This is a genomic window from Virgibacillus salexigens (assembly GCF_014905415.1).
Classification (GTDB): Bacteria; Bacillota; Bacilli; order Bacillales; family Amphibacillaceae; genus Virgibacillus; species Virgibacillus salexigens.
In genome coordinates, this window is sequence record NZ_BNEO01000002.1 from 44,166 (window position 1) to 59,003 (window position 14,838).

At 37.9% G+C, this 14,838-nt stretch carries 15 protein-coding genes; 13 read left to right on the plus strand and 2 right to left on the minus strand.

Translation table 11 applies throughout. The features are described 5' to 3' along the window. The 8 genes from JKP73_RS07745 (at position 1) to JKP73_RS07780 (ending at position 8,346) form a co-directional block, all read left to right on the plus strand. Complete coding sequence (locus tag JKP73_RS07745; protein ID WP_021291921.1) at positions 1-444, plus strand: MaoC family dehydratase N-terminal domain-containing protein; 444 nt, start codon at positions 1-3, stop codon at positions 442-444. Positions 445-458: 14 nt separating this feature from the next. After that, positions 459-893, plus strand: a complete 435-nt coding sequence (locus tag JKP73_RS07750; protein ID WP_234447079.1) for a MaoC/PaaZ C-terminal domain-containing protein — start codon at positions 459-461, stop codon at positions 891-893. Positions 894-923: 30 nt separating this feature from the next. Beyond that, positions 924-2,084: a thiolase C-terminal domain-containing protein gene (locus tag JKP73_RS07755; protein ID WP_038245513.1), complete on the plus strand. Its 1,161-nt coding sequence runs from the start codon at positions 924-926 to the stop codon at positions 2,082-2,084. A gap of 65 nt (positions 2,085-2,149) precedes the next feature. Next, on the plus strand, positions 2,150-2,569 hold the full coding sequence (locus JKP73_RS07760) for a Zn-ribbon domain-containing OB-fold protein (RefSeq protein ID WP_021291918.1): 420 nt from the start codon (positions 2,150-2,152) through the stop codon (positions 2,567-2,569). Between the two features lie 49 nt (positions 2,570-2,618). Next, on the plus strand, positions 2,619-3,815 hold the full coding sequence (locus JKP73_RS07765; RefSeq protein ID WP_038245512.1) for an acyl-CoA dehydrogenase family protein: 1,197 nt from the start codon (positions 2,619-2,621) through the stop codon (positions 3,813-3,815). A 20-nt stretch (positions 3,816-3,835) separates the two neighbouring features. Continuing rightward, complete coding sequence (locus JKP73_RS07770) at positions 3,836-4,966, plus strand: acyl-CoA dehydrogenase family protein (protein WP_021291916.1); 1,131 nt, start codon at positions 3,836-3,838, stop codon at positions 4,964-4,966. A gap of 228 nt (positions 4,967-5,194) precedes the next feature. After that, positions 5,195-6,679, plus strand: a complete 1,485-nt coding sequence (locus JKP73_RS07775) for an aldehyde dehydrogenase family protein (RefSeq protein ID WP_160807268.1) — start codon at positions 5,195-5,197, stop codon at positions 6,677-6,679. A 233-nt stretch (positions 6,680-6,912) separates the two neighbouring features. Next, positions 6,913-8,346: an MFS transporter gene (locus JKP73_RS07780; protein WP_021291914.1), complete on the plus strand. Its 1,434-nt coding sequence runs from the start codon at positions 6,913-6,915 to the stop codon at positions 8,344-8,346. Positions 8,347-8,553: 207 nt separating this feature from the next. Here JKP73_RS07780 and JKP73_RS07785 read toward each other — a convergent pair whose 3' ends face one another. Continuing rightward, a complete protein-coding gene (locus JKP73_RS07785; protein WP_051739199.1) occupies positions 8,554-8,973 on the minus strand; it encodes an Hsp20/alpha crystallin family protein in 420 nt (139 codons plus the stop codon). 321 nt (positions 8,974-9,294) lie between these two features. Between JKP73_RS07785 and JKP73_RS07790 the strand changes: the two genes are divergently transcribed. From JKP73_RS07790 to JKP73_RS07810, 5 genes are all read left to right on the plus strand, one after another. Further along, entirely contained in the window at positions 9,295-10,455 is a 1,161-nt protein-coding gene (locus JKP73_RS07790; RefSeq protein WP_038245508.1) for a hypothetical protein, read from the plus strand. A 12-nt stretch (positions 10,456-10,467) separates the two neighbouring features. Further along, entirely contained in the window at positions 10,468-11,736 is a 1,269-nt protein-coding gene (locus tag JKP73_RS07795) for a metal-dependent hydrolase family protein (protein ID WP_038245506.1), read from the plus strand. Positions 11,737-12,144: 408 nt separating this feature from the next. After that, positions 12,145-12,666, plus strand: a complete 522-nt coding sequence (ectA, locus tag JKP73_RS07800; protein WP_021291910.1) for a diaminobutyrate acetyltransferase — start codon at positions 12,145-12,147, stop codon at positions 12,664-12,666. A 42-nt stretch (positions 12,667-12,708) separates the two neighbouring features. Beyond that, the gene (gene ectB, locus JKP73_RS07805) at positions 12,709-13,953 is read left to right on the plus strand and encodes a diaminobutyrate--2-oxoglutarate transaminase (protein ID WP_101953569.1); all 1,245 of its coding nucleotides are present in this window, start codon (positions 12,709-12,711) and stop codon (positions 13,951-13,953) included. Between the two features lie 36 nt (positions 13,954-13,989). Beyond that, positions 13,990-14,376 (plus strand): ectoine synthase, encoded by a 387-nt coding sequence (locus JKP73_RS07810; RefSeq protein ID WP_021291908.1) that lies wholly within the window; start codon positions 13,990-13,992, stop codon positions 14,374-14,376. A 110-nt stretch (positions 14,377-14,486) separates the two neighbouring features. Here the strand turns inward: JKP73_RS07810 and JKP73_RS07815 are convergent, their stop codons facing one another. After that, a complete protein-coding gene (locus tag JKP73_RS07815; protein ID WP_021291907.1) occupies positions 14,487-14,834 on the minus strand; it encodes a DMT family transporter in 348 nt (115 codons plus the stop codon). Between the last annotated feature and the right edge of the window lie 4 nt (positions 14,835-14,838).

Here is a 14,838-nt window from a genome sequence, read left to right on the forward strand (position 1 = left end):
ATGGAATTAGATAAAAGTGTAATTGGCTTACAAGGGAAAGTTTATAACTTTGAAGTGGAAAAAAGACATATTCGCCAATTTGCAGAGGCGATAGGTGATCCGAATCCTTTGTATAAGGATGAACAATATGCCAAGGATACACCCCACAAGGGAATTATCGCTCCTCTAACTTTTCCAATTACGATTGGTGCAGATGGAGGAGATCTGCCACTTCAGCTAGATACAAAACGAATGCTACATGGGGAGCAAGAATTTATCTATTATCAATCGATTCGTCCTGGTGATCGGCTCCAATGTCAAATGAAAGTGACTGATTTGTATGAACGAGAAGGAAAAAGTGGACGTATGCAGTTTTTAGTAATAGATACGGAAATTAAAGATGATGAAGAACAGATGGTTGCTATCAGTAGGATGAATATTATTTACAGAAGCTTAACTACGTAATGCCAGGAGGAGAAATGGTGATGTTAAAAACAGAATTAAATTTTGACTCACTAATTGAAGGACAAGAGCTTGAGTCTTTAAATAAGCCACCTATTTCAAAGGTCCAATTAGTGAAATATGCAGGTGCATCTGGTGATTTTAATCCGTTACATACGGATGATGCATCTGCACAAAAGGTAGGTATGGATGGCGTAATTGCCCATGGAATGCTAATTATGGGATTTCTTGGCCAATATGTAACGGAACTTGCAGGTGATCGTGCAGAGACAAGGAATTTCCGTATGAGATTTGGAGCAATTACTAAACCAGGAGACGAGATTACTTGCTCCTCTACTGTAGAAAAACGATATGAAGAAGCTGGGGAAAAGTTTGTATCTTTAGCATTAGAAGCCAAGAAGCCTACAGGGGAAGTAGTTGGAACTGGCACAGTACTACTACGCTTTCAATAATACCAAGTGAAAAAATAAGGAGGTTTATAGATGAGTAGAATAACTGACAGATATGCAATTGTAGGTGTAGGTGAAAGTGAGCGTTCGAGAAATTCTGGTACTACACCGCTGCACCTTGCGTTAGATGCTTCAAAAGCTGCGCTTCAAGATGCTGGTCTGCAAGCAAAGGATATTGATGGATTTATGAGTTATAACGAGAATGATTCTTGTACATCACATCAATTAGCAACTCATTTAGGTGCTCGGCCAAAATATGTAAAAGATATTCATGGTGGTGGAAGCAGCACGGAAATGTTAATTAGTGACGCTGTAGCTTTAATTGAGGCAGGCTTACTAAACACAGTATTAATTTTTCGTTCGATGAATGGTAGTTCAGGACAACGTGTAGGACGTGGCTATGATCCAGATATGTTACAAACAGCTTTGCCTGAGGGGAGTTTCATTATTCCATATGGTTCTGCTAGCCCTTCACAATGGTTTGGTATGTTTGCTACGCGTCATATGTATGAAACAGGAATTACAAAGGAACATTTAGGTCATGTCTGTACGAGCTTTTATGAGCATGCGCAAAAGAATTCAAGGGCATTTTTAAATGGAAAGCCATTGACCATGGAAAAATACCTGGAAACACCGGATATTAGTTATCCATTCAATATTCATGATTCCTGTGTGGAGCTTGATGAAGCAAATGCAGTAATCGTAACATCTGCAGACAGAGCAAACGATGGTAATTCAAAACCTATCTATATCATGGGATTATCTGCAAGACAAACGCATTCACACGCCCATTATTGGTCCGACTTAACTCAAGTAGCTTCTGACTTTGCTGCTCCTGAAGTATATCAATCAGCTGGTGTAAAACCTGGGGACATTGATGTTGCAGCCATTTATGATTGTTTTAGTTGGGTAGTCCTTCGTCAATTAGAGGCATTTGGATTCGCGCCACGTGGAGAAGTTGGAGATTTTGTAGCAGATGGAAATTTAAGAATTGATGGAAAATTACCGACGAACACTGCTGGTGGCATGCTGTCAGAAGGATATACACATGGAATGAATAATACGATTGAGCTTGTTAGACAGTTGCGGCATCAGTATAAAAATACAGATCGTCAAGTTAATGATTGTGAGATTGGAATTTGTACAGGTTGGAGTGGTCCAGACCTTGCTGGAGCGATGGTACTTAGGGGATAACAGTATATTATTAAATGGATTACTAGATTCATAGTCAGGCTTAACTATTAATGAGGAGGGATAGAATGGAATTTCAAAAACCAATTCCACTTAAAAATCAAGATAACAGCCCTTATTGGGATGCAGCAGATCGTCACCAATTAAAAATTCAAAAATGCAATGACTGCCAAGCGTATGCACACCCACCTGGACCTACTTGTGCAAAGTGTGGAGGAGGTCGACTTAGTTGGATAGACTTCGGTGATCATGTGAAAGCAACCATCTATTCATATATTGTGTCGTATCGTCCTTTTTTACCGGGTTTTCAAGATGATCTACCACTGGTTATCGCTCAAGCTTCCTTGGAGGATGTCCCAAGTGTAAGGATTATGTGTAATGTTCTAGATTGTAAACCAGATGATATGCATATTGGAATGCCTGTAAAAATGGTTTGGGATGATATCACAGAGGATAGAGCTCTTCCACAATGGAAGCCAATCGATTAATAGAATACGTTGCCACTAAATCCAATACAATCGATGAGGATGTGAATGAATGGAATTTACAATATCTAAAAAAGAAGAAGCTTTTCGAGAAGAGCTAAAAACATGGCTTAGTGAAAATCTTCCATATGGATGGATGGAAGGAAAAAGAGAAATCCCTACAACTAAGGAAGAGTATTCAAAATTTCTAAGAGATTGGCAAAGAACGCTATATGAAGGGGGATGGGCAGGTATTGCCTGGCCAAAAGAGTATGGCGGACGGAATGCAACCATTATGGAAGAAATTATCTATCACCAGGAAATGGTTCGTGTGAAGGCACCTCCTCTTATCAACTATATTGGCATTCATATGGTTGGACCAACATTAATTCGGTCAGGAAGTGAGCAACAGAAGCAGAAATATATACAAAACATACTCACAGGTGAAGAAGTATGGTGTCAAGGGTATTCAGAACCAAATGCTGGTTCAGACCTTTCCGCTATTCAAACAAATGCTACGAAAGACGGTGATTGCTGGATCATTAATGGTCAAAAAGTTTGGACCAGTTATGGGCATTTAGCGGACCGCTGTTTTCTATTAGCACGTACAAATAATCATCCAGAGAAAAAACATAAAGGAATTACTGCCTTTTTATTAGATATGAAACAATCTGGGGTAGAAACGAAACCAATTTTACAAATGGATGGTAATCAAGAATTCAATGAATTATATTTAACCGATGCTATCGCTCATGATGCTGACATCATTGGTGAGGTTGATGAAGGTTGGAAAGTAATGATCGAGCTAATGCTGCATGAACGTGTCGGAATTGGAGCAGAGTTATTTAGTTTAGAAATGCGCTTCAATGAGATGGTAGAAATAGCAAAGGAACATCATGTTAATGAGAAGCCATTACTTGAAGATAGATTCGTGAGACAAAAAATGGCTGAATTCTATGCACGATATCGAGGATCACTATTAAATTACTATCGCAATCTTACGAACACACTTAAGAAAGGTCATCCAGGTCCAGAAAGTTCCATTGATAAATTGCTTGTCAGTGAATTAAATAAAGAAATGGCAAGCTTTATGATAACGATACAAGGGCATCATGGCGTTTTATGGAAGGAAAATGCGCCTGTCGATACGGTTTGGCAAGATGAATTTTTAGCTTCGTTTGGACAGACAATTGGTGGTGGGACGAGCGAAGTCCAACGAAATACGATAGGAGAAAGAGTCTTAGGTTTACCAAAAGATAGAGGTCGTTAATTGAAAGGGTGGTAAGTAGAATGGATTTTGCTTTGAATGAAGAACAAGAAATGTTTCGTGAGTACTTAAGAAAATATCTAAATGATGTTGGTCAGACCAAAGTTGCTCGTAATTTTATCAAAGGTGATCTACAAGGATTTCTTGACATTCATTCAGGATTAACGGATCTTGGGTGCACTTCTATTAATATATCAGAAGAATATGGAGGACTTGGACTTAGTTCTCTTGATTTAGTTCCTTTTTTTGAAGAAATTGGTCGCTCTCTATTACCGGGGGTTTATTTGGAAACAATGGCTTTTGCTGTACCTTTATTAGAATTATATGGAACGACGGAACAAAAAGAAAACTATTTGCCGCAAATAGCATCTGGGTCAAAAAAAATTACACTTGCATGGCTCGAACCAAACAAGAGTTTTAACCCAGACGAGGTAGAATGTTCAGCTGAAATTAACGGGGATTCACTTATTATTAATGGGGTGAAGACATTAGTATCTGGTGGAGATATTGCTGATATCTATATTCTTTTAGTACGTACAGGTGAGGAAGTAGAAGAAGGATTATCGTTAGTCCTAGTTGATCATTCAGAAGAAATTAAACGAAACAATCTGAAGTGTGTAGACGAAAGCAAGCACTTAGCAGAACTTAAATTCAATAGTTTGGCGGTACCTATAAACCAGGTGGTTGGGCCTATAAACCAAGGATGGTCTTTATTACAAGAAGGGTTGCTCTACTTAAATGCTGCACTTAGCTCTCAAATGGTAGGAGGAATGGATCGGGTAGTAGAAATGTCAACGGAGTACGCGAAAATTCGAGAACAGTTTGGTCAGCCAATAGGTCGTTTCCAAGCAATTAAACACAGAATCGTAGACATGAAATTGGAATTAGAAACAGCTCGTTCATTAAGTTATTATGCCAACTGGACACTGGAAAACAGTTCTGATGATCGAGCAGCTGCAATCTACAGTGCAAGGTCATTTGCAGCAGAAGCTTACATTCGTTCAGCTTCACAAAATATACAGATTCATGGAGGAATTGGTTTTACAGAAGAGATAGATTGTCATTTATATCTAAAACGAGCTCGCTATTTTGAAAATTATTTAGGTTCATCCCAAGATTATAATGAGCAGGTTGCATTAGCTTTGGCATGGTAATTAAAGAAGGGGATTAAATTACGTGAACCTTCAATCAGTGGAGGGGTTTCTTTTCACCCACTGATTGTTAGTGCCGCGAGGTTATGACCTAAAGGCCTCTGAACAGAATCGGACTTTTGACTTTCAGTTGGATCCCCCGCTTATCCTTCTGGGCCTCACATCGTAGGGTTGAAGAGGGGGTCTTACTGCCAGTTATATCCGGGATAAATGAAAGGACAGGTGGTACGAATGGTAGAAGTTCAAAATGAAATTAAACAGTATCATAATATTATTAATGGAGAGCAGGTATCTTCTTCAACTAGAGCAACAATGGATAGTATCGATCCTTCTACAGGAAATGTATGGGCAGAGATTCCATTAAGTACGAAAGATGATGTTGAGCAAGCTGTTAGTGCAGCTAATGATGCTTTCACAAATTGGTCAAGTCTTTCATCTAGAGAAAGAGGAGATTATTTAAGGAGTATTGGCGATTTAATTCCTCAATATGGTGAAGAACTACTAACATTGGAAACTAAGAATAACGGTTGGGTGCTAGATGAATTCCAATACTTAACTATCGTTTTAAAACAAATTTGGTATGACGCAGCTGGATCTGCTTCTTTAATTGGCGGTAAAGGAGAAACTGTACAGTTAGGAACCAGTAGTTTTGGTTATACGTTACGGGAACCGTTCGGAGTCGTATTAGGGATTCTTCCTTGGAATGCACCTCTTTTTACATTTACGATTAAAGCTGCATATGCACTTGCTGCAGGAAATACAGTGGTTATCAAGCCTTCTGAACATGCAGCTGTTGCTTCTCTAAGGTATGGTGAAATTCTTGCTGAAGTACTTCCACTGGGAGTTATTAATGTTATATCAGGTTTAGGATCTGAAATAGGGGAGTCTCTTGTTAGTCATAAGCAAGTGAAGAAAGTAAGTCTCACAGGTTCAAAAGGGACAGCACAAGCTATTACAAAAGCATCCGTTTCTACACTAAAGCCACTAATCTTTGAATTGGGCGGAAAGTCACCCAATATCATTTTTGAAGATGCGAATTTTGAGCAAGCGATTAACGGTGTAATTCATGCAATTTATACTCCGAATGCTGGACAAATTTGCGCAGCTGGGTCACGAATTTTAATTCAACGAACGATTTATGATGAATTAATAGCACAAATTAAAGAGAAAATGCAGACTCCAGGAGCAGTAAAATATGGAGATACATTGAATACTGTAAATACGATGGGACCGATTGCTAATTTACCTCAATATCACAAAGTGTGTTCATATATTGAGTTAGGTCAACAAGAAGGAGAAATTGTTTTTGGGGGTCGGACTGGTGGTCATACGTTGCTGCCTGACAAACCTGAATTTGTTAATGGTTATTGGGTAGAACCAACTTTGTTCAAAGTCGATAGTAATTCTTACCGAATTTGCCAGGAAGAGATATTTGGTCCAATTGCGGTAGCTATACCTTTTGATACAGAAGAAGAGGCAGTAAAGATTGCAAATGATACGAACTTTGGCTTAGCTGCAGGTGTTTGGACTAGCAATTTAGGCCGAGCCCATCGGATGATTAAAAACATTGAGTCAGGTAACGTGTGGGTTAACACTTATAGTAGAGTGGGGGCAGATTTGCCGTTTGGTGGTTTTAAAGAAAGTGGCTATGGTACAGACACTATTTTAGAGTACACAAGGGAAAAATCATGTGTCATAGAAATTGAAGATAAATGAATAGGGACAGTCTCATAAGATTAGCTTCTATTCGACAAAATGTGAGACTTCTATGTGCTCGGTCAGGGTAAAGTCAACGTAATGAGTGGTTTTCACTCACGAGTAGGGCTGAACCGTTACCCGTGGAAAGTAGCATATTCCAGTTGTGTAGGTAGGGAGCTGTCTTAGGACAACAGCTCCTTTTACACGTTAAAAATGTTAAGAGATTTAATGGAAAATGGGGAGGGTTTTTATTGAATAGGAAAGAGTCTGAAACGGAGTCGTTAAGAGGTCTATATGTTATCTGTATTGGAGCATTTTTTATTATGCTCAGTTTAGCAACGCATCTCCCAGCATACCCACATATGTTAGAGGAATTTCAATTGACTGCTGGATCAGCCGTATGGATGCAGCTAGGCCTTGCTCTCGGTCTTACGGGATTTCAGCCACTTCTCGGCTGGTGTGGAGACGCTTTTGGTATTAAAGGAGTTATTCTAATGGGCGCCTTATTTATGGTCGTTGGTTCTGTCTTGGTAGCGTTATCCCCTGCATTTTGGTTACTGGTTGTTGGACTGTTTTTTAAAGGATTAGCTGGAGCGGCCATTGCTCCTGCTGGTGTAGCATATGCAGGAACGCTTTTTACAGGAAAGCAAAGAGGGAGATCTATTGGCTTATTTACTTCTATTATGACCATTGGTGCATTGTTTGGTCCGCTTTTAAGTGGATCGTTTGTTGACCTTTTTGGTTGGGATTCAACCTTTTGGGTAACTGCGCTATTTGGAATGATAGCATTCTTCTTATTTTGGCTTGGGGTACCTAATGTAGAAACTCCAGGTACGAGGAAATTAGATGTAATGGGTTTATTATTTGTATTGATTGTCTTAGTTGGGATATTGACCATTCCAACATTTATTAATCGGTACGGATTTTCTTCAGGATCCTGGCTGCCGTCATTAGCAATTTTTGCAATTGGCTTGTTTAGTTTAATAATCATTGAAAGAAAGCAAAGATATCCCCTCTTAGATATTAAATATGCTGCAAATAAAAATTTTTGGGTGCCTACATTAATCGCTGGTCTAATTTTTGTAGGCTATTCTGGGGTTATGTATTTATTAACGTTTTTTGTTCAAGACATTCAAGGTAAGTCTGCTACTACGGTTGGGTTCTTACAAATGGCAATATTTCTTGGTTCGGCAGGAGCAGCAATAATCAGTGGGAAAATAATGGGTAGATTTACAGTTCGGAAGATGCTCGGCGGAGGGATTACATTATTTGCACTAGGATTAATAATGCTCATTGCGGTGAACATATTAACGTCAAATTTACATTTGTTTATTTCGATGATTCTAATAGGTGTTGGTTCTGGTTCTTTAGCACCTGTCTTAAAATCGATTGTTGTTTCAAAGGCTGATACTGCACGTATTAATGTCGTAACATTTACAAATACCGTTATAGAAAACGTCGCACAACGACTAGGCGCTTCTTTTGCATTAGTTGTTTTTACTATGTTTGCAGCTAAAGGAGATGGTGTAAGCGCGATATCCAATACAACATGGATTTATATAGCCTTAGTGGCCGTATCGCTAATCTTGCTATTACTAATTCCTAAAAGAATCGAAGGGATTCATAAGGATCATACTACTTCATCTAGAGTAGAGGAAATAAAAGGAACAGAAAAAGCTCGGTAATAACCAATAGTTTTACATTTTGTATCATAGATTGAGCACCCTTGTTTGTAATTACAGCGAATAACATAATCAATCCACCTAGATAATGTGAAAATTTATTTATTCATTTTTGCGAAATGGGTACAAGAGGATCTGAAATTATGTAATTACTGTTCATTATATCAATAAAAAACACCATTTTAACGATAAAATGGTGTTTCTTATGACTTAATCATTAATATCAATGAATCGTCTACTTGAATTCTTTTTAGGAATAGTTATGCGTAATATTCCATTGTTTAAGTCAGCCTTTGTTTCTTTTTCCGATATTGTGAATGGAATCGTAATTGTTCGTTCTGCACGTTGTCCACGGTAGTTTTTTTCCTGCTCATTAGATGAAAAATCTTCAACTGCAATACGTAATTGGTTTCCTATAATCTCTAATTGAATTTGGTCACGTTTATATCCAGGTAATTCTGCTTCAACAATTAGATTTGATTGTGTTTCATAGGTGCGAACGTTAATGGGGCGTCTGACTAGCGTATTAAAATTCTTTGCTGACTCGTTAAAAAACGCATCCATTTGCTCCATCAAACCATGAAATGGATTACGCTCCGGACGTACTGACCGATTATCTTTATTATCCACGAACGATCACCTCTTTTTGCTACTATCTACACTAATAACCTATGCAATTATTGCTATTGAGTAGTGGGCTCCTTGCTATACTTTAGAAAGGAGATAAAAAATTTTTGGTCATCTATTGTCATTTTTTAAACTTTTTTGTTGTTTTTGTCCTATTTTTAAGTAACCGCTTACGAAGGTGGTATGTAAGAATTTGTGCAGATAAATTAAAAAAATAAATTTACTTTTAATATTAAAATTGTAATAAATTGTCTAAAAAAACAGTATAGACAAAAAATATCGCAGTGATATATTAAATAATATTATTTTCAAGGAGGGGTTCTCTTGTTAAGTAATCCACTTATTGCTACTGCATTTATCTTTGCATTAATTGCCCTAGGAGAATGGCTCTCCATTATTTCAAGAGCAAGAATTCCGATGCTGCTAACAGCAATGGTAGGTTTTTTAATTTGTGTATGGACAGGCATTTTTCCAAGCGATATATTGGATAAATCACAATTTGCAGCACTTGGGGCAATTCTAATAGGACCAGCTATTTTGCATATGGGGACGATGATTCCGCTATCTTTGTTAAAAAGCCAAGTAAAAGCGATATTGATTGCACTTGGTGGAGTTATTGTATCAGGAATTATTATTCTTGTTATTGTTTCGCTCGTATTTGATTATGGCACGGCGATTGCTGGGGTGGGTCCATTAAGCGGTGGAATTATTGCGCTGCTCATTACTTCTGAAGAACTTGCATCTATTGGGAGATCAAGTTTAGTTGTTATTCCGGCTTTAATCGTAGCTTTTCAAGGATTGTTGGGGATGCCTCTTGCACTAAATTTCATGCGCAAATATGCAGTGAAAATACAGAGCCAATTGGATAATGGAACTTTTGTTCCAATGGCAAATGAGGTTGCTGCAACCAAAGAGAAAGCAAAAGTTAGCCCCTTAAGAGAAAGCGCGGTACTTAAGTTATTTTATATATTCGTAGGTGCAGCTATTGGTACTGCTTTAGGAGAAGTAACTCCTATTCATGCTACACTATGGTGTTTAGCGATTGGTATAGCAGGACTAAAAATTGGTATTTTCGAAACAAAGACATTAGAAAGAGCAAATTCATTTACAATTACGATGATTGCGATTATTTTTGTAGTAATTGGTACAATGGCAGATGTAACACCACAAGAAGTGCTCACCAATTTACCAAGTATTCTTTTAATGCTAATTTTGGGAACATTCGGTATTGCGTTGGGCGGATTTATTGTTTCTAAGATGGTCAAATGGGATCCATTAAAAGGAATGCCAGTTGCATTGACTGCATTGTTCGGCTTTCCAGGTGACTATCTTCTATGTGAAGAAGTTAGTCGAAGTGCTGCACGAAATGAAGAAGAAGAGAAAATTATATTTAATGAATTACTAGCTCCTATGCTCATTGGTGGCTTTACAACTGTTACAGTTGCATCTGTAGTTATTGCAGGGTTTTTGGTTCAAACACTATAAGGGGGAAGTTAAATGAGTAAAATAATTATTGAAAATGGTCTTGTAATTGATGGTACTGGAAAAGAACCATTAAAAGATTCAATCGTTGTTATTGATGGTCAGCAAATTATCTATGTAGGTAAAAGAGAAGGCTATGCGAAATCTGGAGATGAGGCAGTAGTAGATGCTCAAGGTGGCAGTATATTACCTGGTTTTATTGATACACACGTGCATATGATGATGGAATATTCGCCGATTGCTGACCGATTAGCAACTCCTTTTTCTTTTATGTATTACCAAGCAGCCAACTATTTAAAAACTACATTGCATGCTGGTATTACTTCTGTAAGAGATGCATTAGGTACTGACCTCGGTGTAAAAAAAGCGGTCGAAGATGGGCTGATTGAAGGTCCAAGGTTGCAATTAAGTATCAACGCATTAACGATTACAGGTGGACACGGAGATGGTTATACGGTATCTGGTAATGAATTTGATTTACTGCCTTCTGGTTACCCTGGCATGCCTGGTGGAAAATGTGACGGTGTGGAAGAAGTTCGTAAAAAGACACGGGAAATGTTACGAGCTGGTGCAGAGGTAATTAAGGTTCATGCCACTGGCGGAGTTTTAAGTGCCACAGATCACCCTGAATTCACTCAATTTTCCTTAGAAGAATTAAAAGTGATTGTAGAAGAAGCACGCTTCCGTAAAGGTGTCAAAGTAATGGCTCATGCGCAGGGAGCTGAAGGAATAAAGAATGCGATTAGAGCAGGAGTCCATTCAATTGAACATGGCATTTTCCTTGATGATGAAGCAATTGAATTAATGATTAAAAATGATACGTATCTTGTTCCGACATTGCTTGCACCACTAGCAGTATTGGAAACAGCTGAAGAAGCAGGTATGCCAGAGGCCTCCGTACAACAATCAAGAGAAGTAATTGAACAGCATAATGCGAGTATTGCTAAAGCTCATCAAGCAGGAGTGAAGATTGCAATGGGGACAGACGCTGGAGTAATGAAACATGGTACCAATCTACGTGAGCTTGGGTTAATGAAAAATATTGGAATGCGTCCGATGGATACCATCGTAGCTTCAACTAAAACAGCGGCAGCTTGTTTAGGTTGGCAGGATAAACTTGGCACATTGGAAGAAGGAAAGCTTGCAGATATTATTGTTGTACAAGGAAATCCTTTAGAGGATATTCACTCATTAGCAAATAATGATACGGTACAAGTAGTTATAAAGAATGGGAAGGTAGAGAAAAATACATTAACAAAAGAACCTCTTCCTACAATCTCATAATAGAAAGGAGTAACCATTTCTTGTTAAAAAATGGTTACTCCTTTTCATTTATATACATTCTATTAACTTAGGTTAATAACCTTGAAATGTATGCTCATCTGGAAGGATTCTTAATTATATACCGTATAAATCCGTATATTACGGTATTTTAAGAGGTTTTTAGCGAATTTAAAGTTTTTTTGGAATTGCTACTAATTGAATATAGCTAACCATCGTATTTTTTAGAATTTTTGGTAGCTATTCTTAAAAGATTGGGTTTTATTTAACTGTCAGTAAAGCTGACTACGTTTAATCAAGCTATATAAGGATTAACGCGTTTTGACGCTAGCTCTGATTCTTTATAAGCTAATAAAGTAGATTATTTACCAAACTTTGGGAGGTGAAAGCATCCAAAACACTGTAAGTACGATGACAAAAACAAGTGTAATTGAACAAGATCTTAAGTTTCGTATGCCTACAAAAGATGATGGGGCAGCTGTGTGGGAACTAATCAATGAAATTGGTAACCTAGACCTTAACTCTTCTTATAGTTATATTCTTTGGTGTGATATGTTTTCTGAATCATCCATTGTTGTGGAAAGTGAAGGGGAAACGGTCGGATTCATTTCCGGGTTTGTACATCCGAATAAACCGGATACATTATTCATCTGGCAGGTTGCTGTTCGAGAAACTCAGCGAGGTAAGGGGTTAGGAACGAGGATGTTGATGCAGCTACTAGAGCGTGAACAATTAACAAATATACGATATGTAGAGGCAACTGTATCACCATCTAATTTACCATCTCAGTACTTATTTTTAGGTCTTGCAGAAAAGCTTGACACGGAATGTGTGGTTGGAAATTATTATCTATCGATTGACTTTCCAAGAACAGGACATGAAGATGAACAATTGTATAAAATCGGCCCTTTTCAAAAGGGAAATAATGAATAAAAGGATGATTTGGTGACTACAGCAGTATTAAATAATGATCTAATGAAAACATTTGAAGAATTAGAATCAACCGTTCGAAGCTATAGTAGAGGTTGGCCGACTATATTTGAAAAGGCCAAAGGATATAAGCTATGGGACGTAGATGGAAACGAGTACATTGACTTTTTTGCTGGTGCCGGTGCTTTGAATTATGGCCATAACAATGATGTTATGCAGCAGAAGTTAATTGAATATATCCAGAATGACGGAATCATTCATAGTCTAGATATGGGTACAAACCCTCGGAAAGACTTCTTAGAACGCTTTAATGAAGTGATTCTAAACCCTCGTCACTTAGACTACAAAGTTATGTTTCCGGGACCTACAGGGACAAATACGGTAGAAAGTGCATTGAAGATTGCTAGAAAAGTGACTGGTCGTGATACGGTGATCAGCTTTACGAATGCGTTTCATGGTATGACAATTGGATCTTTATCTGTTACTGGTAACTCATTTAAACGTCATGGCGCAGGCATTCCACTTCATCATAGTGTTTCTATGCCATTTGATGATTATGTTGAGGATCAAGATTCCATTGCATATTTAGAGCGCTTTCTAGAGGATAGTGGAAGTGGTGTGGCATTGCCAGCTGCTATTATCCTTGAAACGGTTCAAGGAGAAGGCGGTATAAATGCTGCAAGTATGGAATGGTTGAAAAAAGTAGAAGCAATTTGTAAACGCTGGGATATTCTGTTAATTATAGACGATGTCCAGGCGGGATGTGGACGAACAGGTACTTTCTTTAGCTTTGAACCAGCTGGTATTAAGCCTGATATTGTCTGTCTCTCTAAATCCATAGGCGGTATTGGATTACCGATGGCGATTACTTTAATTAAACCTGAATATGATCAATGGGGACCAGGTGAACATAACGGTACATTTCGCGGTAACAATTTAGCCTTTATTGCAGCTACCGAGGCTCTATCTAATTGGGAAGATAGTACATTTAGTGAAGCTATTCAACAAAAAGCCAGTCTTATTCAAGAACGAATTGAATCAATTATTACTAAATTCCCATCCTTAGCAGGCGAAGCAAGGGGAAGAGGATTAATGCAAGGAATTGCTATTCAAGAAGATGATCTTTCCAATCAAATATGTGCAGAAGCTTTTAGCCGCGGACTAATTGTTGAAACTTCTGGGCCAAATGATGAAGTTGTTAAATTCCTTCCACCATTAGTCATTGATGAAGAAGGGATAAATAACGGTTTTGATATCCTTGAAGATGCAATTAAACAAGCAATAAAATAAGCACAATATAAACAGACAGAAAAGAGGAGAATATGCATGATTGTAAAATCACTTGAAGATATTATTGGAACAGAAGACGAAACATCTGGCGAAAATTGGTCAAGCCGTCGTTTTATCTACAAAAAAGACGGAGTAGGTTTTAGTATGAATGATACCGTTATAAAAGCTGGCACGAATAATTTCTTTTGGTACAAAAACCATATTGAACTCGTCTATTGTATCGAAGGAGAAGGCGAAATTGAAAAATTAGAAACTGGAGATGTTTATCAACTAAAACCAGGAACGATGTACCTTCTAGATGAACATGATAAACATGAGCTTCGTGCTCGTACGCAGATGCGTATGGTATGTGTATTCAACCCACCATTGGTTGGTAGTGAAACACATACAAAAGAAGGATATTATCCTTTATTAACAGAATAGAAGTAAAAAGGAACGGCCATTTTAATATGGCCGTTCCTTTTTAAATGATTGATTGGATAGGGGCAAAAATCATATGCTTATTATGCGCAATAGTAAAAATTCATCATACATTAGCTTGATGGATGAATCACTTTTTCTCTTTTATTAGAGGTATTAAGGAGAATAACTCCACCGATAATAAGGAGTAACCCAATTGCTGTTAAGGAGCTGAATGGTTCACCCCAAAAGAGTATTCCAATAAGGGCAGTGATTGCGGTACCAGTACCTGCCCATACAGCATAGGCTAAACTCAATGGAACGGTTCTTAAACATAGGGAAAGAAAGTAAAATGCCATAGCAAATCCAACTACAACCCCGATCGTTGGTAGAGGATTAGAGAAACCGTCAGACAATTTAAGCATCGTTGTACCAAATACTTCACTAATAATCGAAATTGCTAATAATAGATATCCTTTCATAGGA